This window comes from Granulicella mallensis MP5ACTX8 (genome assembly GCF_000178955.2).
In the GTDB taxonomy this organism is placed as follows: Bacteria; Acidobacteriota; Terriglobia; order Terriglobales; family Acidobacteriaceae; genus Granulicella; species Granulicella mallensis.
On the sequence record NC_016631.1, the window covers coordinates 80,061 to 102,061 of the forward strand.

Annotated in this window: 14 protein-coding genes; 10 read left to right on the forward strand and 4 right to left on the reverse strand. The window is 59.1% G+C overall.

Annotated elements, in window-relative coordinates:
• Positions 1 to 11 precede the first annotated feature (11 nt).
• Together ACIX8_RS00345 and ACIX8_RS00350 are read right to left on the reverse strand one after the other, a co-directional pair.
• Complete coding sequence (locus ACIX8_RS00345) at positions 12 to 596, reverse strand: DinB family protein (RefSeq protein WP_014263311.1); 585 nt, start codon at positions 594 to 596, stop codon at positions 12 to 14.
• 410 nt (positions 597 to 1,006) lie between these two features.
• Positions 1,007 to 2,035, reverse strand: coding sequence for an LLM class flavin-dependent oxidoreductase (locus tag ACIX8_RS00350; protein ID WP_014263312.1), 1,029 nt, complete (start codon positions 2,033 to 2,035; stop codon positions 1,007 to 1,009).
• 73 nt (positions 2,036 to 2,108) lie between these two features.
• On the opposite strand from ACIX8_RS00350, the gene ACIX8_RS00355 reads away from it, so the two are divergent.
• The 3 genes from ACIX8_RS00355 (at position 2,109) to ACIX8_RS00365 (ending at position 5,250) form a co-directional block, all read left to right on the forward strand.
• Positions 2,109 to 2,576 (forward strand): MarR family winged helix-turn-helix transcriptional regulator, encoded by a 468-nt coding sequence (locus tag ACIX8_RS00355; RefSeq protein ID WP_150110435.1) that lies wholly within the window; start codon positions 2,109 to 2,111, stop codon positions 2,574 to 2,576.
• A gap of 143 nt (positions 2,577 to 2,719) precedes the next feature.
• Entirely contained in the window at positions 2,720 to 3,820 is a 1,101-nt protein-coding gene (ychF, locus tag ACIX8_RS00360) for a redox-regulated ATPase YchF (protein WP_014263314.1), read from the forward strand.
• A gap of 311 nt (positions 3,821 to 4,131) precedes the next feature.
• Complete coding sequence (locus ACIX8_RS00365) at positions 4,132 to 5,250, forward strand: D-alanine--D-alanine ligase family protein (protein ID WP_014263315.1); 1,119 nt, start codon at positions 4,132 to 4,134, stop codon at positions 5,248 to 5,250.
• Here the strand turns inward: ACIX8_RS00365 and ACIX8_RS00370 are convergent.
• Positions 5,240 to 5,437: a hypothetical protein gene (locus ACIX8_RS00370; protein ID WP_014263316.1), complete on the reverse strand. Its 198-nt coding sequence runs from the start codon at positions 5,435 to 5,437 to the stop codon at positions 5,240 to 5,242. The genes ACIX8_RS00365 and ACIX8_RS00370 overlap by 11 nt on opposite strands.
• Positions 5,438 to 5,571: 134 nt before the next feature.
• Here ACIX8_RS00370 and ilvA point away from each other — a divergent pair, with 134 nt between their 5' ends.
• The 7 genes from ilvA (at position 5,572) to ACIX8_RS00405 (ending at position 18,471) form a co-directional block, all read left to right on the forward strand.
• Positions 5,572 to 6,801 (forward strand): threonine ammonia-lyase, encoded by a 1,230-nt coding sequence (ilvA, locus tag ACIX8_RS00375; RefSeq protein WP_014263317.1) that lies wholly within the window; start codon positions 5,572 to 5,574, stop codon positions 6,799 to 6,801.
• Positions 6,802 to 7,390: 589 nt separating this feature from the next.
• Entirely contained in the window at positions 7,391 to 8,563 is a 1,173-nt protein-coding gene (locus tag ACIX8_RS00380; protein ID WP_014263318.1) for a TIGR03118 family protein, read from the forward strand.
• A gap of 452 nt (positions 8,564 to 9,015) precedes the next feature.
• Entirely contained in the window at positions 9,016 to 12,573 is a 3,558-nt protein-coding gene (locus tag ACIX8_RS00385) for a carboxypeptidase regulatory-like domain-containing protein (RefSeq protein WP_014263319.1), read from the forward strand.
• A 53-nt stretch (positions 12,574 to 12,626) separates the two neighbouring features.
• Positions 12,627 to 14,042, forward strand: a complete 1,416-nt coding sequence (locus tag ACIX8_RS00390) for a glycoside hydrolase family 28 protein (protein ID WP_014263320.1) — start codon at positions 12,627 to 12,629, stop codon at positions 14,040 to 14,042.
• A 268-nt stretch (positions 14,043 to 14,310) separates the two neighbouring features.
• Positions 14,311 to 16,506, forward strand: coding sequence for an alpha/beta hydrolase family protein (locus ACIX8_RS00395; protein ID WP_014263321.1), 2,196 nt, complete (start codon positions 14,311 to 14,313; stop codon positions 16,504 to 16,506).
• Positions 16,507 to 16,724: 218 nt separating this feature from the next.
• Positions 16,725 to 17,123, forward strand: a complete 399-nt coding sequence (locus tag ACIX8_RS00400) for a BlaI/MecI/CopY family transcriptional regulator (RefSeq protein ID WP_014263322.1) — start codon at positions 16,725 to 16,727, stop codon at positions 17,121 to 17,123.
• Entirely contained in the window at positions 17,116 to 18,471 is a 1,356-nt protein-coding gene (locus ACIX8_RS00405; protein ID WP_014263323.1) for a M56 family metallopeptidase, read from the forward strand. The genes ACIX8_RS00400 and ACIX8_RS00405 overlap by 8 nt, the downstream gene beginning before the upstream one ends.
• Positions 18,472 to 18,800: 329 nt before the next feature.
• Here the strand turns inward: ACIX8_RS00405 and ACIX8_RS00410 are convergent, their stop codons facing one another.
• On the reverse strand, positions 18,801 to 21,710 hold the full coding sequence (locus tag ACIX8_RS00410; protein ID WP_014263324.1) for an FAD-binding and (Fe-S)-binding domain-containing protein: 2,910 nt from the start codon (positions 21,708 to 21,710) through the stop codon (positions 18,801 to 18,803).
• Between the last annotated feature and the right edge of the window lie 291 nt (positions 21,711 to 22,001).

A 22,001-nucleotide genomic window follows, 5' to 3' on the forward strand; every position in this document is an offset into this window, starting at 1 on the left:
CTTAGCTGCCGCTACTTCTCGCTGCTCGGAGGGGTAAGTCCCTTCAGGCGCATATACAGCGCGAGGGTCGCGTACTGCTCATTGTCGTGCGACGCATTGCCCCAGAGAAGTCCTACGCGCGAACGACTCGCCTTGCCCAGCGTAAACATCTCGGCCAGGTTGGTATCGGTCGCCGACGCATAGGCCTTGTCGCACTCCGCAAACGAAGCCTTCAGTGCCTCGAGGATCGTTGCCTTGTCTGCCGTCTCGGCCGGGACCTTGAAGAGGTCGGCAGCAGCGGTGTGGTTGACCGCGCCACAGCTGCGCAACTGGGCTTCGGTAACGTGGTTCACGACCCGGGCAAAGGTGCGGATGTCGGGCTCCGGCTTGAAGGGATAGGCGTCGTCCGGCATCTCGGTGGCCGATTTAAGGATGTTGGCCTTTACACCGGCATAGTAATGCTGCACCTCAGCCGCTGGCCCTGTCGGGACATTGGCCTGGCCGCTGCCTGCGGGTGCTGTTGGGGGTGTGCCTGCATGGGCCTGCGCCATCGCCGCCCCGGTTGTAACCAATCCAGCCAAAATTGCCGTCGCACAGATCACTCGAACACGCTGCATCGTCTTCACCTCGCAACCAGCCTACAACATGGTCGTGGTTTTTAATGCAAAGAGATGCCGAGCTTTCGCGGAGGCCCCGATGGCTTCGGTGGCAGTTCTTGTGAGACGCCGGGAACTAATTTCGACCACATGTTTTTTCCAGTCCCCACGGAATCGTCATCCTGAGCGAAGCGCCTCGCGTTTTTTTGCGAGGTGCGAAGTCGAAGGACCCCGAGGGACTTGATCTTACCCATAGTGTCGGAACCTTCTCCAGCACGAACGTCCGGGCCTCAAGCGCTTGAGGTAGAAAAGGGGCAAAGGGCATGGGCAGGATTACAGCCTTCGGGGTCCTTCGACTCCGCGTCCCCAAAAGCCGGGACGCTTCGCTCAGGATGACGCTTTTGTGGCGAGATTGATAATCAACTACGGTCTTACCCATTCACCAACGGCCGCACCTGCGTCCCCAGCATCTCGATCGTGCGCAGCATCTTGGCATGCGGCAGCGGACCGCCGCTCAGCATCAGGGTAATGCGCGAGACGCCGCCCAGCACCTCATCGACATACCGCATCTTCTTCGCCACCGTCTCGGGGTCGCCGATAAAGTATGCCCCCTGCTCGCTGCGCTGGGCATCATAGGCCGCCCGCGTCGTCGGAGGCCAGCCGCGCTCGCGCCCGATCCGGGTAAAGGCCATCGAGAGATACGGCCACAGGTCATCCGCCGCCTGTTCCGTAGTATCGGCGACGAAGCCGATTCCATGGATGGCAACGTCCAGCGTCTCCGGCGCATGTCCCGCCCGCAGACCGGCCTGGCGATACAGGTCGATCATCGGGCGAAACCGGTGCGGCTCGCCGCCGATGATCGCCACCGTCAGGGGCAGACCCAGTATGCCTGCGCGGACAAACGACGCTGGTGTTCCACCCACGCCGAGCCGTATCGGCAACACGTCCTGGGCAGGCCTCGGCCAAACGCCCTGGCCCGTCAGCGAGGGGCGATGCTTGCCCTCCCACTGCACGCGGGTCTCTTCACGCAGCTTCAGCAGCAGGTCGAGTTTTTCGGCGAAGAGCTCGTCATAGTGCTGCAGGTCATACCCAAACAGCGGATAGGACTCGATGAACGAGCCGCGTCCCACAACGATCTCCGCCCGCCCCGCTGAGATCAGATCGACTGTGGCGAAGTCCTGGAAGACCCGCACGGGATCGTCGGAACTGAGCACCGTCACCGCGCTGGTCAGGCGGATGTTCTTCGTCCGCGCCGCCGCAGCGGCGAGCAGAATGGCGGGTGAGGAGGCGATGTACTCCTCGCGATGGTGTTCGCCGATTCCGTAGACATCCAGCCCGACGCGGTCCGCCAGCTCGACCTCTTCCAGCAGCTCGCGAACGCGCTGCACTCCCAGCTCGCCCTCCGGGCGGTTCGTGCCGGTCACTGTCTCCACAAAGCTATCGATACCGATCTGCATCATTCCTCTTTCCGCGTCTATTTTTGGCGCACTTGCCTCGTTATCAAGTATATTGATGTCAATATATATGAAAACGATGCAAAAGCCGGAAAAGGACAGGAAGTCTGACGGAGTGCATCTGTGGCTTGTCCTGATGAAGGCCTTCCAGTCGATCTCAGCGTACGCCATGCACACGCTGCGCGACAGCGGTCTCGGCGACTCTGACTTTCGGGTGCTGGAGGCCCTGCTGCACAAGGGGCCTCTGCCGGTGAACGTCCTGGGGCCCAAGGTCTTTCTGACCCCGGGGTCTATCAGCGTCGCGGTCGACCGGCTGCACAGCCGGGGGCTGGTAACGAGGATCGAAAGCGAGTCCGATCGCCGGGTGCGCATCGTCGATCTGACGCCCAAGGGCCGCACCCTGATCCAGCAGGTATTTGCGGCGCACACCAGGGAGATCGACGCACTGATGCAGGTCCTGGACCCGGAGGACCGCAGGAAGATGACGAAAGCCCTGAAAAAAATAGGCAAACACGCGGCGGAACGCCTGCAGCCTCCCACACCGTAAGCATCCTTAAAAAGCCTTGACGCAAAGAACGCCACCGTAGCCGTGGCGAAACTTGTCGCTCTTCCTTCGCGCACTTTGCGTCAAGGCTTTTGCTTGTTCCTGCCCCGCCCATGTTCCAATAGAAGAGAAGGAAACTGAACAGAATGCCCCTGAACTGCGGAATCGTAGGTCTGCCGAACGTCGGCAAGTCCACCATCTTCAACGCGCTGACGGCCTCCAAGGCCCAGGCTGCGAACTACCCCTTTTGCACCATCGACCCCAACGTCGGCATCGTGCCCGTGCCTGACGTGCGCATGGATCGTATCGTGACGATGGTCAAGCCTAATTCCATCGTTCCCACCACGATGGAGTTCGTCGACATCGCCGGCATCGTAGAAGGAGCCAGCAAGGGTGAAGGGCTGGGCAACCAGTTTCTCAGCCACATTCGCCAGACCGATGCCATCCTTCACGTTGTTCGCTGCTTCGCCGACCCGGAAGTCATCCACGTCGCGGGCGGTGTCAACCCTCAGCACGATATGGACATCATCAATACAGAGCTCCTGCTGGCGGATCTCGACACGGTTGAAAAGCGCCTGACGAAGGCGGAGAAGGCGGCGAAGTCTCAGTCTGCTACTGCTGCGCAGAAGTCGGAGCTCTCCACCATCCAGAAGCTCCTTGTCGTTCTGAACGCCGGCAAACCCGCACGTACCGCGGAGCTGGAAGACGATGAGAAGCTGGTGGCTCGCGACCTCTTCCTCATCACCATGAAGCCGCAACTCTACGTTGCCAACGTTGATGAAGACGGTATTGCCGCGGGTAACGAGTACACAAAGATCGTCGAGCAGCGCGCCGCCGAAGAGAACTCCGAAGTCGTCCGCATCTGCGGCGCGATGGAGGCTGAGATTGCACAGCTTGAGCCAGCCGAGCGGGCTGAGTTCCTCGAAGCTGCAGGACTGGAAGAGCCGGGCCTCAACCGCCTGATTCACGCCGCCTATCGCCTGCTGGGACTCATCACCTACTTCACCTCCGGCGTACAGGAGGTCCGTGCGTGGACGATCAAGCGCGGTACCAAGGCTCCCGGCGCTGCCGGCGTGATTCACTCGGACTTCGAGCGCGGCTTCATCAAGGCCGACTGCTACGCGTCGAGCGATCTGTTTGCGTTGGGCAGCGAGCAGGCCGTGAAGGAAAAAGGTCTGCTGCGGTCGGAAGGCAAGGAATATATCGTGAAGGACGGCGACATCCTGTTCTTCAAGTTCAACGTGTAGTTTGCCTTTGTTCTTGGTTTTCTTGCTTGTCATTCCGAGCGCAGCGAGCGAACCTGCTTTCTCCCGTTTTTTGATCGTGTCACCGCAAACCATTAGGTATCGGCACAAGCCATACTTTTCGAGTTTTCGCTCCCATCTTTAGTTGGGCAGTACGACCGAAGAACGGGAGGAAGCAGGTTCGCTCGCTGCGCTCGGAATGACAAACAGAAAGGCAAAAGCAAAAGCAAGAACCAACCCCGAGTACACACCCAGGTTCACCCCCTCGCATTGCCAACCCCCACAGCCCCACTCTGTCCGACACTTGAACTGACATGGCAAAGAAAAAACTACGCGTAGGCATTCTGTTTGGGGGCAAGAGCGGCGAGCACGAGATCTCGCTACGTTCCGCTCGCTCCATTCTCAAAGCAATCGACCGCAAAAAGTACGATGTGGTCGAGTTAGGCATCACCAAAGAAGGCCGCTGGCTGCAAAGCTCCGCCGCCCAGGCGCTGCTCGGCGGGGAATCGCAGCCGAGCGAAGACCTCAGCGGCGAAACCGGTCTCACCATCGCCGCGGCTGCGGCCGAACCCGCTGCGGGCACGGGCCTCGATGTGGTCTTCCCGGTGTTGCACGGTACCTTCGGCGAAGACGGCACCATTCAGGGTCTCTTCGAGCTAGCTGACATCGCCTATGTCGGTTCGGGCGTGCTCGGTTCGTCCGCAGGCATGGATAAGGACGCGATGAAGCGCATGTTCTTCGCCGCGGGCCTGCCCATGACGCCGCACGTCACCCTACTGCGCAGCGAGTGGCGCGCCGACGCGAAGAAGTCCACGCGCCTCATCGAAAAGACGTTGCAATACCCCGTCTTCGTAAAGCCCGCGAACCTGGGCAGCTCGGTCGGTATCAGCAAGGTGAAGTCGCGCGCGGACCTCGCCGTTGCGATGGACCTCGCCGCGAGCTTCGACCGCAAAATCGTCATCGAGCAGGGAGTCGGCGGCCCCGGAGTCAAGCCGCGTGAGCTCGAAGTCGCGGTGCTGGGTAATGACACGCCTGAGGCCTCGGTGGTGGGCGAAATCGTGCCTGCGAAGGAGTTCTACGACTACGAGGCCAAGTACGAGCTCAACGGCGCGGATGAGAGCGTCAGCATCATCCCGGCGAAACTCACGAAGGCCGAAGAGAAGAAGATTCGTGCGATGGCCATTGCGGCCTTCCGCGCCTGCGACTGCGCGGGGCTGGCACGTGTGGACTTTCTGATGGCTCCTGCCTCCAAGGGCAAGCCTGCGGAGATTGTGCTGAACGAGATCAATACGCTGCCGGGCTTTACCTCGATCAGCATGTATCCCAAGCTATGGGGGGCAAGCGGCGTTAACTATTCGAAGCTCATCGATCGCCTGATAGAGCTTGCGCTGGAACGCCATCGCGAGAAGCAGCAGACGCACTTCAGCCGGTAGCGAAGCTGCCTTTGTTGTTGTTCTTGTCTTTGCCTTTCTTGCTTGTCATTCCCGAAGGAAATCTGCTTTTGCTTTTGTCTTTGCCTTCGCTTTTCTGGCTTGTCATTCCGAGCGCAGCGAGCGAACCTGCTGTCTCCCGTTCTTTGCTCGCACCACCAGAAAAGCATGGGCAACAACTAAAGAGCATGACCTGTCTCCACAACTGTTAAAAGCGGGAGGAAGCAGATTCCCTCCGGGAATGACAAGCAAGAAAGGTAAAAGCAAAGACCACCACCCCGCCTCCCTTACAGCCCATCCCATAAAAGCACTACCATAGACGCAATGCCTTCCACGACTCCAGCTCTCACGCTCGCCGATACCCTCGCCGCCCGCGAACGCATCGGCAGTTCGATCTACCTCACGCCTGCAACCCGTTCCGAGATGCTCTCGCGCATTACCGGGCAGGAAGTCTTCCTGAAGCTCGAAAACCTGCAGATGACGGGCAGCTTCAAGGAGCGTGGCGCTCTGAACAAGATCGCCACGTTGACCCCCGAACAGGGCGCGCGCGGAGTCGTCGCCGCCAGTGCCGGCAATCACGCGCAGGGTGTGGCGTATCACGCGACGCGTCGCGGCATTCGTGCCGTCATCGTAATGCCGATCACCACACCGCTCGTCAAAGTCACGGCCACGCGCGGCTTCGGCGCGGAGGTCGTGCTGCACGGCGCAAACTATGACGAGGCCTGCGCAGAGGCCACCCGGCTGTGCGAGGCGCAGGGCATGACCTTCATCCACCCCTTCGATGACCCCCTCGTCATGGCGGGGCAGGGAACCATCGGGCTCGAGCTGCTGGAACAGATCGACAATCTTGAAGCGGTGATCGTGCCTATCGGCGGCGGCGGCCTCATCGGGGGTGTCGCCTGCGCGGTCAAAGAATTGAAGCCGGGCATCCGCGTCATCGGGGTGCAGACCTCGCGTCTCCCTTCGATGCAGACAGCCGTCCGCGACCACCATCCCACCACGCTCGATCCCGCGACCACCATCGCCGACGGTATCGCCGTGCGCCGCGCCGGCGAAGTCACTTTTCCCGTCGTCGACAAATATGTAGATGAGATCGTCACCGTCGACGAGGACGAGATCGCCAGCTCGATCCTGACCCTGCTCGAACGCGAGAAGACGCTCGCTGAAGGTGCCGGAGCCACCGCGCTGGCCGCTCTGTTGCAGCAGCGCACCTCGCTGCCGAAGGGCATGCGCACCGCGGTCCTCGTCAGTGGCGGCAACATCGACGTCACCCTGCTGAGCCGAATCATCGAGCGAGGCCTGGTGCAGGACGGCCGTATGATCCGCCTGCGCATCCACCTGCTCGACCGCCCCGGCGCCCTCACCGATCTCACGGTGATCATTGCCCGGCACCGCGCCAACATCGTCGATACGCTCTACAACCGTGCCTACTACGGGGTGAACCTGGGCGACACGACCATCGACATTACGATGGAGACCCGCGGTCGCGAGCAGGTCGAAGAGCTGCTCGCCGCTCTCACCGCCGAAGGCTATCGCCACAGCCGCGTCCTGTAAGTGCGGTTGTGGCAGAAAAGCCGTGCCAGAGTGTTTGGCTTACTTGAGGCTTTTGCGATTTCTTTAGAGCAGTTTCCTCATAGGTGTAGAGTTTTCCCAAAGTTACCCATACCTTGTCATCTCGACCGAAGCATGACGGCTTTATGTCATGCGCAGTGGAGAGACCTGCAGTTTGCTCGCGCAGGCAATATCGCTCGTACGAGCAAACTGCAGGTCTCTCCACTCCGGCGGCAAAGAACGCCGCCTCCGGTCGAGATGACAATTTGTAGAAAATCCGAAAAATAAACCCTCTACACCTATAGGGAAATTTGCTCTAGAGGCGTGAGGAGACCTGTGCCTTTACGACAAACACGTGAACGACGCATCGCACTGGAAATTTTGAGCGATTCGAAATAGTCAGGAATAAAGCGCTAAGAAGAGGTGTTAAGAGTGGTAACAGATACCGTTAGCAAGAAGACGGATACGCTGCCCTCGGAATCAAATGCAGCTCTCCCCGCCTGCGTTTCGATTTCAGCCTTCTTCCGGCACAGCGCCGTAGGAGGGGCCACGCACTATGTCTGCGGGCTTATGAGCAAATAGGAGCTTGTACGTGAAATCATTGTCTCGTCTCACTGTTTATACCGCATTATCGTTATCGATGGCAGCTACCGCTGCTTTCGGACAGCACTATACCCAGACGAATCTCGTCTCCAATGTCTCAGGAGTCGCTCCCATTACCGACCCGCAGCTGGTCAATCCCTGGGGACTCTCCCGCGGCTCCAGCGGCGATTGGTGGGTCTCCGATAATCTGACCGGTTTCAGCACTCTCTACAATGGTGCCGGAACCAAGAACTCTCTCATCGTTACCATTCCCCCTGCAGATCCGAATAACAAGAAGACTCCGATCGGTTCTCCCACGGGAACGATCTTCAACGCCAGCCCTACCGATTTCTTATTGCCCGGCGGTCTTGCTGCTGAATTTCTCTTCTGCACCATCGATGGCAGCCTCGTCGCCTGGAATGCAAATGTAGCTATCGCACCGGGAGCCGTGGCACCGTCGACCCATGCCATCACCGTAGCGAAAAACACAGACGGAACAAGCTACACGGGCTTGACCAGTGCCTTTATTGATAACCGGCGCTTCCTCTATGCGGCTAACTTTGGCAAAGGCCGTGTGGATGTTTATGACAACGCGTTTCATCGTGTGGAGCTGCGGGGAGGAAGAAATGCTTTCAGGGACGAGCTGTTGCCCCGTAACTTTGTGCCCTTCAACGTGCAGGCAATCGGCAACGATATCGTCGTAACCTATGTCCTTCACGAAGAGGGAAAACAGGTTGAAACCGATGGTCCAGGTCTTGGCCGTGTGGATATCTACACTTCAGAGGGCGTATTGCTGCAACGCCTGGAGAGTGGAGATTTTATGAACGCTCCCTGGGGCGTGGCTCTTGCCCCGCTCGATTTCGGGCGCTTCAGCCATGACTTGCTGGTTGCGCAATTTGCGGGCGGCGGCACGACAGAAAACAGCGGCGTAATTGCGGCTTTCGATCTTGTTACCGGAAGGTTCGATGGATTGTTGCAGGACGCTAAGGGCAAGACGCTGGTCGTTCCGGGCATCTGGGCCATCAGCCCCGGCAATGTGGCACCAGCGAACAGCGATCCTGCGGCTTCACCCGCAGCCCAGCTGTACTTCACGGCTGTTCCAATAAACGGCGGAGCCCCAGGTGGATTGTTCGGCTATCTGACGGCGATTTCATCTGAGCTTGTAGAAGGCGGCGGACAGTAAAAACAGCAGCACCTCTGTAGTGCTTTCTTAGCTGGGATGCCGCGAATGCTTATTCGCGGCATCCCAGTTAGAAGTTCGGAGATGATCCGAGGCTTTCAGAACCCAGTGCAAGCAATCCGGTGGTTGCCTCCCATCGTGGAGTTGAGATCAGCCGTGCGGCGCCGCACGGAACATCTGTCGACATCTCAATAGCTGTCTTACCAGATACAAGCCTCAGAGACAGGGGGACTGCCTACGATGTCCTGGGGGAAAACCGCAACTTATCCTTATATTTCGCATTTTACCTACTTAGCATGTCTGTCCGATTTCTATCCTGCTTGACAGGTCTTTGCTGGCCTCTCTACTATTTGCTCCGAACAGAATTCAGGTTGTTGGCACGTTGAAGCGAAGCCATTGAGATTCACGATTCGCATTTCATTGTTGTTTTTGACAGCCCATTTGGAGGAAAACCTATGGACGCGAATCGCATACGGCTGGGGCATCGCTGTGTTGAAAGAATGTCAGGCAAGGACCAGTTTCAGACCGCAGGTACGATGCGTGGCCATTGGTTGGTGGCTCTTTTTGCAGCCGCGATGCTCCTGTTTACCACTGCAGGCAGGGCTCAGATCGCCGGTACAGCCAGCATCCAGGGCACGGTAACGGATCCCAGCGGCGCTGTGATTCCGAATGCTCCCGTGACCATCGTTGAAGGCACGACGCAGGTGAAGCACACCACCGCCAGCGGCCAGAACGGACTCTACAGCTTTCCCAATATCAATATCGGCACTTATAACCTGACGGTTGCAGCGCCGGGCTTCAAGACTTATAACCAGCGCAATATCGTGCTGGAAGTCGGCAGCAGCATCGGCATCAATGTAACGATGCCGGTCGGCGAAGCCAGCCAGCAGGTAGAGGTCCAGGCCGACGGAATTGCTTTGCAGACGGAAGACTCTTCGTTCAAGCAGACCGTCGATCAGAAGACCCTCACGGAGCTACCCCTCAACGGCCGCCAGGTGACATCCCTGATCGGACTCTCCGGAGCGTCTGTCCCCGGTAACGCTCTTACACAGGGAAATAAGGGCTTCTTCAGCTCGGTCTCCCCGAACATCGCGGGCGGACAGGGCAATCAAACCGACTTCCGGTTGGACGGCGGCGACAACAACGACTACGAGTCCAACACCAGCTTTGCCTTCCCTTTCCCGGATGCTGTCGCGCAGTTCAGCGTCGAGACCACAGCGCTGGGTGCACAGAGCGGCTCTCACCCCGCCGGCCTGGTCAATGTGGTGACACGCTCCGGATCGAACCAGTGGCATGGAACGGCCTTCGAATTTATTCGCAACAACATCATTAACGCGAACAGCTTCTTTTCTCCTACCAAAGACTCACTGCATCAGAACCAGTTCGGCGGCACCGTCGGCGGCAAGGTCATCAAGGACAAGCTGTTTTTCTTTGCCGGCTACCAGCGTCTGAACTTCTCTCAGAACAGCGCCACCAATACAGCATTCGTTCCTACGGCCGCTAACCTGGCGGGTGATTTTTCCCATACGAACTCAAGTGCTTGCGTGACCAGCATCAAGGCCGGGCAGCAGATCCAGCTCTTCAACCCCATTACCGGGGCTCTGCTTAAGAACGACCAGATCAGCCCGATCAGCGCCGCGAATCCTAACGGGTTCTCACCCGCTGCACTGGCTTTGGACAAGTTTCTTCCTACAACCTCTGACCCTTGCGGCAAGGTGAGCTACTCCATCCCTTTCCTGCAGACAGAGAACCAGTTCATCACCCGTATCGATTCCACACTCACCCCGAAGCACAGCCTCTATGGCCGGTACTTTCTTGACGGGTACACCACTCCCGCATTCTTCTCGCCCACCAATATCCTCCTGACGGCTAACCCGGGTAACACCGAGCGCGCACAGACTCTCACCATCGGTGAGACCTGGGTCGCGAGTTCGAAGCTCGTCAATACGGTTCACCTCACAGCGACTCGGAGATCGAACGAGCGCGGCCCGGCTGCACAGGGAATCAATGCGACGGACCTGGGCATCGACGTCTTTCAACAGGTCCCGATCGGACTGCGTGTGCAGGGAGGCAAGTTCCTCACCTATTGCAGCACCTGCGCCACCGGCATCTTCAATGTCAACGCCTTCTCCGTTGCCGATGACGTCAACATGGTTCTGGGTAAGAACCAGCTTGTCTTCGGTGGAGAGTTCGTTCGCGCCGAGCTCAACGTCAACAATGCGTTCACGTCGAACGGCACCTTCAACTTCACCGGTATCTTCAGCCAGAAGGGCCCGGGTCAGAATCTCAAGTACACCGCTCCCGCGGGCGATACCACCGACGTTGCAGGTACGGATGCCAACCTCGACTTCCTGACCGGTGCGATGCCCACCTTCGCGCAGAGCAAGCCTCAACAGAACGCACTGCGTGCGCCGATCCCCAGCCTGTACATTCAGGATACCTATCACGCGACTCCCAAGCTGGTCATCTCCGCCGGCCTGCGCTGGGGGCCGGAATATGTTCCCACCGATTACTTCGGTCGCGGATCGACGTTCGACATGGCCAGCTTTCTGGCCAACAAGCACAGCACCGTATTTCCCAACGCTCCCGCCGGTAGCTTCTTCTACGGGGATCCGGGCGTGCCGAAAAATTTCACCCAGAACTCTCTCAACCAGTTCTCTCCGCGCTTCGGCATTACCTACGATCCCATCGGAGACGGCAAGACTGTCTTCCGCGCCGGCTCGTCGCTGGTCTATGACGAGACCAATCTGTTCAATGCCTCCGAAGTGCTGGCCAATCCGCCCTTCGCCACCCAGGTCACGAACAGCGCTACAGCTACAGGCCCTCTCAGCTTCGATCATCCATGGGTCGGGGGGACAACGCCGGGCAATCCTTTCCCGATGCCGTTTACTCCGCCCTCCACCACCACGTTCAGCAACCAGAGCCAGTACATCGTCTATCCGAAGCACTTCCAGTCGCCCTACGTGATTCAGTACACGGCTAGCCTGCAGCATGAGTTGCCGCGCGGATGGCAGTTCCAGCTCGACTACATCGGCAACAAAACCACGCATGCAGCCTATGGTTATCCTCTGAACCCGGCTGTCTATATCCCCGGTGTTTCGACCGGCGCCGGCTCGTGCGCTCCTCTGCCCACCGCGCCGGCTCCCGGTACTGCATGTTCCACCACGGGCAACCAGGCCAGCCGTTTTCTTCTCACGTTGGATAACCCCAGCCAGGGTGTGAAGTATCTGGGCGGCGGTGCCGGCACCGTGCTCATGGTTCCTGGCGCCACGGCTCACTACAACGCGCTGGTGGCTACGATCCAGCATCGTGCCTCCGCCAGCTTCGTCTTCCTCGCGAACTACACCTGGTCTCATTGCCTTGACATTCAGGACAATCCGGGAGCCTTCAACAGCACGGCTGTAGAGGATCCGAACAACATTCGCCGTGACATGGCGAACTGCGGATTTGATCGCCGCCACATCATCAACAGCTCTCTGGTAGCCGAGAGCCACTTCGGTCTTTCGGGCTGGCAGGGCTATGCCATCAATCACTGGGAGCTCGCACCGCTGCTCCGCATCACCAGCGGCGCGCCCTTCAATGTGACTTCGGGAACGGACAACTCGCTCACCGATATCGGCAACGATCGTCCTAATCTGGTTTCCATCTCGCCTTATACCAAGACGAAGACCCAACTGGCCCAGGGAACAAACTCGCTCTTTATTACATCGGCAGCCTTTACACAGAATGCGACGGGCACCTATGGAAATCTTGGCCGCAATGCCTTCTTCGGTCCCAGGCTCTTCCAGTTGGATGCGACCCTGAGCCGCACCTTCCCGCTCCACGACCGTTTGGCGATGGTCCTGCGTATTGAGAGCTTCAATGTGCTGAACCATCCGAACTTCAACAACCCCACCAGCACCAGCCTGCTCTCGTCTACCTTCGGACAGATTACTCAGTCCCAGGGCAACAACACGACGACAGGTCCGGGCGCTCCCAGAATCTTCCAGGGAGCGGTCAAGCTCACCTTCTAAGTCGAGTAGTTTCCGCGCAGTAAGAACAAGAACGGAACGAGGAAAGAGCAACTATGAATCATCCTGAGTGGGCGCGACGTACCTTCCTGAAGAGAGCCGGGCAAGGCCTGGCCTCTCTGCCCCTGCTGTCGGCTCTGCCTGCGATGCTTGAAGCGAAGACTCCAGCGAAGTCCTCTGCCAAGAACCACATTGAATCTGTTCTGCCCAAGCCTGTCGTCAAGCTGAACGTGCGTGACTTCGGCGCTGTAGGCGATGGCAAGACCAAGGACACCCTCGCCCTGCAGCAGACGCTGGATCGCTGCAGCCTGCTGGGCGGAGGAGAGGTCTTCGTCCCTGCGGGCGAGTATCTGACCGGCGCGCTCGTACTACGCTCCAACACGCTCCTGCGGCTCGATGGCGATGCCTCTCTCCTCGGCTCGCCGGACGTGGCCGACTATCCACTGACGCAGGTTCGCTGGGAAGGCCGCTGGATCAAGGGTTACATCGGCTTCATCTCCGCCATGGATGCCGAGAACATCGGCATCGTAGGAAAAGGCAAGATCGTCGGTAACACCGCCATCAAGGGCCGCGTCGAGCGCGCGACGCAGTTCCGCAACCCTGCGCTGCTGGAGTTCGTCAGCTGCAGGAACGTTCGCGTAGAAGATTGCTTCACCAGCCAGAACGACATGTGGTCGATCCACCCGACTTACTGCGAGAACATCACGTTCAAGAACGTGACGGTGCATAGCGGAGCGGACGGGATCGACGTCGACTCCTGCAAGCATGTCGTGATCGATGGCTGCGACTTCGACACCCATGACGACTGCATCTCGCTCAAGTCAGGCCGTGGTGAAGAGGGCTACACCATCCTTCGCCCGACCGAGGATGTGCAGATCTCCAATTGCACGTTCATGGATCACTTCTGGGCCTGCATCGGCATCGGCAGCGAGACCTCCGGCGGCATTCGCAACGTCCGTGTCAACCACTGCAAGTGTCTCGGTGCGAGAACCTTCGCGATCTACATCAAGAGCCGTCCGGGCCGCGGCGCGTTCATCGAAGATATCTCGATGAACGACCTCGAGGTCTCCGGCGCAAAGCAGGGCTTTCTGCGCTTTAACATTCTGGACAGCGGCAAGCAGGACGAGTTCCCGGTCCCCGGAGAGGAAGGTATTCCGACGATTCGGAACTTCCACTTCAGCAATATTCGCGTGACAGATATGCCGGTGTTGGTCGATGGCGTTGGAATCCATCCAAGCAAGCCGCTCGAAGGCTTCTCGCTGACGAATGTAACGGGCACCTGCGGCAAGGGAATCTCACTTGCGAATATCAAGCACGCGGTAGTGCGCGATATCAAAGTAACTGGATTTACCGGGCCTCTGCTCAGTGCCCATAACGTAACGGGAACCGGACTCAACGGTGCCGCTACTCTCGATGCAGCGAAGGTTCCCGAACCGGTTCCAGTACCGGCACAGCCTTACATGCTGCACTAAGCCTTTGCCTTTGCCGTTGTCTTTGCCTTTGTTGTTGTTCTTGCTTTTCTTGCTTGTCATTCCCGAAGGGAATCTGCTTCCTCCCGTTTTTAACCATGCCACCGTCGGCTGTATCTTCCGAACTACCTCCCGTCCTTCTCGTCGATACGACCGAAGAACGGGAGACAGCAGATTCCCTACGGGAATGACAACAAGAAAAGCAAAGACAAAAGACTTCCTCAGGCCAAGCATCACACTGCTTTAAAACCTCACAAGCATAGGTGAAGTGATGTATCGATTCTCTTCCGTGATCTTCCGTAGCTTCGCCACCACCGCTCTGCTCGGCACCCTAGCCTACGCCCAGGCTCCTGCCGCACCCGCAAAGATCGACCCCAACAGCCCCGCCAATATCGGCCGCGCGGAACTCGTCCAGTACCTCGACAGCATCGCAGCACAGGATACAGCCACTCGCCATGCTGCGGTCGCCGCACTCTCAAGCCGCGCAGAAGCAGAAGACCGCCAGGCCGTCGTTCGCAAGAAGATCCTCTCCCTCATCGGAGGCCTCCCCGAGCGCACGCCCCTCAACGCAAAGACTCTGGGAGTCACCCAGGCCAACGGCTTCCGCATCGAGAAAATTCTCTTCGAGAGCCAGCCCGGATTTCCCGTCACGGCTCTCCTCTATCTACCCGACGGCAAGCCTGCAGGAGAAAAGCTCTCCGCGGTCCTCATCGCTCCCGGTCACGGCCCGGCAGGCAAGGCGAGCGACTACTTTACCGCAGCCACCTTTGCGCGTAACGGCTTTGTCGTTCTCTCCTACGACCCAATCGGACAGGGCGAGCGCCTCCAGTATCCCGACCCCAGCAAGCCCGACGCCAGCCTCGCCTCGCGTCCCACCGGCGAACATGGCGAAGCTGGCCTGCAACCTTCGTTGATCGGCGATGCCATCTCCCGCTACTTCGTCTGGGACGCCATGCGCGGCATCGACTACCTCAGTCAGCGTCCCGAGGTTGACCCCAAACGCATCGGAGCCTTCGGCTGCTCCGGCGGCGGAGCCATGACCGCGCTTACAGGCGCACTCGACACCCGTGTGGCCGCCACTGCCGTCGCCTGCTACAACACCTCGTTCGATACGCTTCTCGCGTCCATCGGCCCGCAGGACGGCGAGCAATCCATTCCCGGCTTTATCGCCGCCGGTCTGGACTTCCCGGACTGGATCGAGCTCGTAGCTCCGCGTCCCTACGCCGCGGTCGCGACCTACTCCGACATGTTCCCCTTCGCCGGTGCACGTACAACGGTCTCGGAGGCACGCCGCTTCTACGCACTCTTCGATCCTGCAAGCGCGGGCATGCCCTCGGCCTCTGCGGCAGAGGCGGCAGCTCAGTCTCACCCCACGGCACCTGCTCTCAACATCGACACGCCCAACGCCGTGCCGCTGACAGCGCGCCTGCAGTTCATCACCGGCCCCGGCGGACATGGTGCCCTGAGCCCGATCATGGGCAACATCGTCGGCTTCTTTCTGCGCAACCTCCAGCCGGGCTCTGACGCCGATCACCCCTTGCTGCCGCCGCCCATCCCTCGCGGCGCACCCACCGGTCTGCCCAAGGATGCTCTACAAGTCACGAGCACCGGCCAGGTGGCGACGAGCTACCCGCACGCTGAAACCATCTTTACTCTCAATCTGAAACATGCGGCTCAGGCGATCCCTTCCAGCCGCCCCGTCCTCGCTGGAGAAAAGCTGGCCGTCGCCATTCGCGAAACCACCGGCGCGAAGGCCAAGCCCGGAGCCTCAAAGCAGGAGTCCGCCACACAGTCCACAAAGACCGGCGAATTCCAACTGGAGACCGCACCGAACGTAAATCTTCGTGGAACGCTGTCTGTTCCGCCGACTGCCGGACGGCATCCCGCCGTCCTGCTCTTGGCGCCGGAGTCCATCGATGCTGACAACCCCAGGGCGCAGGCGAACAAAGCGGAGTTTGAAAAGCTCACCGCCGCAGGAAACATAGTCCTGGCGGTTACGCCCTCTCCTTCACCTGCGGGAACGGATGACATGAAGTCGCCGATCCTTGGCCCCTTCTATCTGCTAAGCCTGCGTGCCGAGCTGGTAAAACACACCCTGGTAGGAATGCGTGTGGATGACGTGATCCGCCTCGTCGATGCCCTCGCGAGCCGTCCCGATGTCGATGCCAGCAGGATCACTGCGATCGGCAGCGGACATATGGGCCTCGTGCTGCTGCATGCCGCCGTTCTGGACGCACGTCTCAAGCACATCACGATCGACCACGTCCTCAGCAGCTACCACAGCCTGCTCGAAGCGCCGTTGCCCATCGGCGCGTCAGAGGACATCATCCCCGGCGTGCTGCTTCACTACGACATCCCCGACTTGGCTAAAGCTCTTGGCACCCGCCTGACGGAGACCGAACCACTCAAAGGCACCGACGATCTGAGCCAAACCTCAACGCCGCTGGAGACCCTGCGGAATCAGTAAAGCTGCAGAGTCAAACAGAAATCGGGGTTCTCGCAGAGGAAGGCAATTTGCTCCTGGGCAAGAACCCCGATTTGTTCGATAGTGTCTGATCAATCGGCACGATCTGCCTTTGTTTTTGCTGTTGCTCCTGAGTTCGCAAGCGACAAATCAATGTCCTAAAAAATTAGGTTGACAAGCGTCTTGGCTGAACCTAAACTCCTATTTGTTTAGGAGAACTCATGGTCGGTCGCAAAAAAGGTTCCACCGCCCTTACCCCTCTCGAACTGCAGATCATGCAGGTCCTTTGGGCCGAAGGACCAAGCAATGTTTTGCAGGTGCAGAAGAGCCTGTCGCCCAAGAATGATCTTGCCTACAACACGGTGCAGACCATGCTGAACGTTCTCCATCGCAAGGGGAGAGTCAAGCGCACGTTGATGGGGCGTGCCTATGTCTATCGCACGGTTGCCTCCAGGGAGGCCGTCCTCGGCCAGGCCGTCCGCGACCTCGTAGAACGCATGTTCGGCGGGTCTTCCGAAGATCTCGTCATGAGCCTGGTCAAGAACCGCCAGGTTGATCTGGAGCGGATTGCTGATCTGGGCCGAAAGATGGCACAGGAAAAAGGAGAACACGATGAGTAGCCTCCGCGTTTTTATGACATCGTATGTCGTCAACGCTATCTGGGAGGTCACATTGATTGCGGCGGCGGGATGGATGGTGAGCCGCCTGCTCAAGCGGCTTGGCCCTCAGGCCGAGCACGTCACCTGGGCTTCCACTCTGGCCCTTGCGATTCTTATGCCTGCGCTGCCTTTCTTTCGCTGGCTGATGGCCTTCCTTCGCGTTCCAGATAAAGTCATTGGAAATTCCTCGATTACGCTGGTTGCTGCTCAGGGCGGCGGCGCGCAGGTAGAAGGCATCTATGTGCTACCTGCGATTCTTGTACTGCCCTTACTGCTGCTCTATGCAGGCTCGTTGCTCTACTTTGCGGTGCGGCTCGTCTGCTCGTTGCATGGCACTGCAAGGCTGCTTCAGCAAGCCAGCCCCATCTCTCTCTCGCCGGAACAGGAAGAGATCTGGCGTGACTGCAAACGATCATTTTCCGTAGAGGATGCGCGCATCCTGAGCTCGTCGCGAGTTTCTGGCCCTGTCACGTTGGGGTTTCGAGAGCCTGTGCTCCTCGTCCCCGTGGGCTTTGTGGAGGGATGTACGCCGCAGGATTTTCTTGCTGCGCTGGCACACGAATGCGCACACATGAAGCGCCGTGACTTTCAGAAAAATATCTTCTATGAGGTCGTCGGCCTCCTGCTTGCCTTTCATCCTGTCCTCTGGATGCTCAAGTCTCACATCGCGCAGACGCGCGAGATGATCTGTGACGGCATGGCCACGGAAAGGCTTATTGATTCGCGCAGCTACACGCAATCCCTGTTACGACTCGCAACCAGAATCGCTATGGCCTCGCGAGTCTCCACTCTTCACGCCATCGGGATCTTCGATGCCAACATTCTGGAGAAGCGAGTCATGATGATGAACATCAAGAAGCAGCCTCTTAGCTCTGTGTTGAAATACGGTCTAATCATTCCCTCAACGCTCTTCCTGCTTTCCATCGCGGCTGGCGGAGCAGCCATGGCCGTCGTGATTGAACCGCAATCTTCTTCTCAAGCAGCCGATCAGGCACAACCGTATGGTCAGATCTATCAGGTCGGCAAAGACAAAGACGTAAGCGCGCCGCGCTTGATTTTTTCTAAAGACCCTGAATTTCCAAAGTCGGCTCTAGGGAAAAAGGATAAGTTCAATGGGTCTTGTGTCGTTACTCTCATCGTGGATTCGACAGGAGCCGTTCATGATGTTCGTGTCAAACGCTCTCTCAGCCCTGACTTCGACGCGAGTGCAATCAAAGCAGTACAGCAGTATCGCTTCAAGCCCGCCATGCGATCAGGCGAGCCGGTGGCTGTTGCACTTTACATGGAAATAAATTTCGAAAGGTTCTAAAAGATTCTTTCAAACTCGTGTGTAGCCTGAATATTTATGTTCTTGTTCATCCCCTAGAATCGTCATCCTGAGCGGAGCACCTCGCGTTTTTTTGCGAGGTGCGCAGTCGAAGGACCCCGATGGGTTTAATCTTGCTCATACTGTTGGGACCTTTTCTCGCACGGGGATCCAGGTTCGAACGCTTGAGGTAGAAAAGGTCCAAAGGGCATTGGAAGGACGCAACCCTCGGGGTCCTTCGACTCCGCGTCCCAAAGGCAGTGACGCTCCGCTCAGGATGACGATTCTGTGGCGACATAAAACACAAATCCCCCACATTTCCATCAATCGCTCTACAACCCGCGCGCAAGCACTTCCGCAAGATGCAGCGCACGCGTCTCGGAGTTCTGCGCGACCTGCTCGCGACAGCTGAAACCATCCGCAACCACAAGCGTCCCGGCCTTAGCACCACGCACTGCAGGCAGAAGAACACGCTCGGCCAGTGTCTGCGATACCTCGTACTTATCTTTCTCGAAGCCAAAGGGCCCAGCCATGCCGCAGCAGCCTGAGTCGAGCAACTGCACATCGGCTCCGGTGCTGCGCAGCAGTTGCATCTCATCGGTCATCTTCATCACGGCCTGGTGGTGGCAGTGGCCCTGCACGAGAATGGTGCCACCGATAGCAGGGGGCTTGTACTCGGGAGCGTACTTCACCAGGAACTGGCTCAGCAGATACGTCCGGTCGCGCAGTTTGCTTGCACGCGGATCGTTGGGGCGCAGGTTCATGAGCTCATCGCGAAACACCGTCGCGCAGCTGGGCTCGAGCACGACCACAGGCATCTCCGCATAGGGCGCCAGCGCGTCGAGCGTCTTGAGCAGGTATTTCTTCGCGGAGTCGAGCAATCCGAAGTCGTACAGCGGCCGCCCGCAACAGACGTGCTGTTGCAGCACGTGCACGCGGAAGCCGGCATCGACGAGCACCTTGTGTGCTGCCACCGCTGTGTCGGAGTGCAGATAGTTGTTGAACGTATCCGCCCACAGCAGGACATCGCCCTTCGGCTGTGCAGGTTGTCGCAGTGCCTTCGATCGCTTACGAAAGGTCTGGCTGGAGAACGAGGGCAGCGTCCGGTCGGGATGAATATGCAGCGCGGCCTTTGCGAGCCTGCTGGTCAGCGGCCAGCTCGTCATGAAGTTGGCGATGCCCGGAGCGAGAGAGGCGAGCCGCGCACCTTTGTCGACGAAGCCGAATGCATACGCTCCAAGCGGCCGCAGACGTCCTTCATAGTGGTGCGCCAGAAACTCTGCCTTGTATGTCGCCATGTCCACATTGACCGGGCACTCGGTCTTGCAGGCCTTGCACGCGAGGCACAGGCCGAGCGCCTCACGCACCTCTTCGCTGCGCCAGCCATCGCGCACCACGTCGCCCTGCATCATCTCCCACAGCAGGTGCGCGCGCCCGCGTGTGGAGTGCTTCTCCTCCTTGGTCGCCATGTAGCTCGGGCACATAGTCCCGGCTTCCTCCTTGCGGCAGGCACCCACGCCGACACAGCGCAGCGCGGCCTGCTCGAACGAGCCGCCATCCGACGCGAAGTGGAAGTGGGTCGAGGTTTGTATCGGAGCATGCGAGGTGTTCAGCCTCAGATAGTCATGCGGCTGGTAGGCATCGATCAGCTTGCCGGGATTCATGCGGGCCAGTGGATCCCACAGCCGTTTGAACTCGCGAAAGGCCTCCATCAGCTCCGCCCCGAACATCTTCTCCAGCAGCGCGCCGCGCGACTGGCCGTCGCCATGCTCGCCGGAGATCGAGCCGCCAAGGCTGACGACTAAATCCGTAGCCCGGTCGACGAACTCCCGATAGATCGCGATGCCGCGCTCGCTCTTGAAGTCGAAGTTGATACGCAGATGCACGCATCCGTGCCCGAAGTGGCCGTACATCGGCGAGCGGTAGCCGTACTCCTGCATCAGCGTACAGATGGCGCGCAGATACTCACCCAGCTCCTGCGGAGCGACCGCCGCATCCTCCCAGCCCTCCCATCCAACGGGTTCGCCGGGAACGAAGGCAGTAGCGCCCAGCGCGGACTCGCGCACGAACCAGACCTTGCGAGCCTCCTCCGCTGTGTAGAGGCGAACCGAAGGCCGTGCGGCAAACTGCTGTGCGGCTGCGACCAGCGTCTGGGCCTTTGCCTCAACTTCTTCCGCACTGTCCGCGCCCAACTCGGCCAGAAGATAGCCTTTGCCGTCGGGCAGCAGGCGCACCTCTTCGGTCGCAAGATTCTTGCGCTGCATAAACTCGACGAGCAGGCCGTCGAAGCCCTCCAGCGCAATGGGGTTGTGTTCGAGCACGAGTGGAACGTTGTCGGCTGCGATGAAGGCATCGGAGAAACCAATACCGACGAGGCGGCGAAACTGCGGGCTCTTCACCAGTCGCAGCTTCGCTTCGAGGATCGTGACACACGTGCCCTCACTACCTACAAGCGCACGCGCAACGTTGAAGCCCTGCTCCGGCAGAAGCTCATCGAGGTTGTAGCCGGAGACGCGGCGCGGGATGCGCGGAAAGCGTTGGCGGATAAGCGCGGCGTACTGGTCGCGAATCTTCTTTAGACCCGCATAGATCTCGCCCTGGCGTCCACCACCGGCGATGATCGCCTCAAGCTGCTCTTCGCTGGTGGGGCCAACGGTCATGCGCGTGCCGTCGTACAGCAGGATGTCGAGGGACTCGATGTTATCGACGGTCTTGCCGCCGAGCAGACTATGCGTGCCGCAAGAGTTGTTGCCGATCATGCCGCCCAGCGTGCAGCGGCTGTGCGTGGCGGGGTCTGGTGCAAAGGTCAGCTCATGCTCTTCCGCAGCTTCGCGAACGCGGTCAAGTACCACGCCAGGCTCAACGCGCGCTGTCCTGCTCTCGGGATCGACGGCGAGGACGCGACGCATGTACTTCGAGAAGTCGAGGATGACGGCCGTGTTGCAGCACTGTCCTGCAAGGCTGGTCGCCGCGCCACGAGCGAGGACGGGAGCGTTGAACTCTCTGCACGCGGCCAGTGTGGCTTCGATGTCCGCGCTGTCGAGCGGCAGCACCAGGCCGATGGGAATCTGCCGATAGTTCGAAGCGTCCGTTGCGTAGAGGGCGCGCGTGCCTTGATCGAAGCGCACCTCGCCGCGAACGGTGCGGCGGAGATGCGCTTCAAGATCGGTGGCTGCGGGAAAGGGATTGAACGGTGTCTTCGCCGCAGGGGCGCGGAGAATCGTCAGCGGCTGTGTAGACATTCGTCGACCTTTCCGTGGCGCTTAAATACGTCCTCTGAATGCGAGACGCCTTTGCTTTTGTACTTGTCTTTGCTTTTGTACTTGTCTTTGCTTTTGCACTTGCACTTGCTTTTCTGGTTGTCATTCCGAGCGCAGCGAGGAATCTGCTTCCTCCCGTTCTTCGTCCGCATCACCGAGAAAGCGCGGAGCAAGTTACGAAGAGTGTAGCTTTGCCACGCTTGGCGTTTGTGCCGGCATAGACAAAAAACGGGAGGAAGCAGGTTCCTCGTTCCACGCGGAATGACAACAAGA

What these genes read in the sequence shown, in the direction of transcription:
- ilvA (WP_014263317.1), top strand. Translation starts at nt 5,572, where the DNA reads ATGCCTTCCACGACTCCAGCTCTCACGCTCGCCGATACCCTCGCCGCC.
- ACIX8_RS00370 (WP_014263316.1), bottom strand. Translation starts at nt 5,437, where the DNA reads ATGCTCTTTAGTTGTTGCCCATGCTTTTCTGGTGGTGCGAGCAAAGAA.
- ACIX8_RS00385 (WP_014263319.1), top strand. Translation starts at nt 9,016, where the DNA reads ATGGACGCGAATCGCATACGGCTGGGGCATCGCTGTGTTGAAAGAATG.
- ACIX8_RS00390 (WP_014263320.1), top strand. Translation starts at nt 12,627, where the DNA reads ATGAATCATCCTGAGTGGGCGCGACGTACCTTCCTGAAGAGAGCCGGG.
- ACIX8_RS00400 (WP_014263322.1), top strand. Translation starts at nt 16,725, where the DNA reads ATGGTCGGTCGCAAAAAAGGTTCCACCGCCCTTACCCCTCTCGAACTG.
- ACIX8_RS00355 (WP_150110435.1), top strand. Translation starts at nt 2,109, where the DNA reads ATGCAAAAGCCGGAAAAGGACAGGAAGTCTGACGGAGTGCATCTGTGG.
- ACIX8_RS00395 (WP_014263321.1), top strand. Translation starts at nt 14,311, where the DNA reads ATGTATCGATTCTCTTCCGTGATCTTCCGTAGCTTCGCCACCACCGCT.
- ACIX8_RS00345 (WP_014263311.1), bottom strand. Translation starts at nt 596, where the DNA reads ATGCAGCGTGTTCGAGTGATCTGTGCGACGGCAATTTTGGCTGGATTG.
- ACIX8_RS00350 (WP_014263312.1), bottom strand. Translation starts at nt 2,035, where the DNA reads ATGATGCAGATCGGTATCGATAGCTTTGTGGAGACAGTGACCGGCACG.
- ACIX8_RS00410 (WP_014263324.1), bottom strand. Translation starts at nt 21,710, where the DNA reads ATGTCTACACAGCCGCTGACGATTCTCCGCGCCCCTGCGGCGAAGACA.
- ACIX8_RS00365 (WP_014263315.1), top strand. Translation starts at nt 4,132, where the DNA reads ATGGCAAAGAAAAAACTACGCGTAGGCATTCTGTTTGGGGGCAAGAGC.
- ACIX8_RS00405 (WP_014263323.1), top strand. Translation starts at nt 17,116, where the DNA reads ATGAGTAGCCTCCGCGTTTTTATGACATCGTATGTCGTCAACGCTATC.
- ychF (WP_014263314.1), top strand. Translation starts at nt 2,720, where the DNA reads ATGCCCCTGAACTGCGGAATCGTAGGTCTGCCGAACGTCGGCAAGTCC.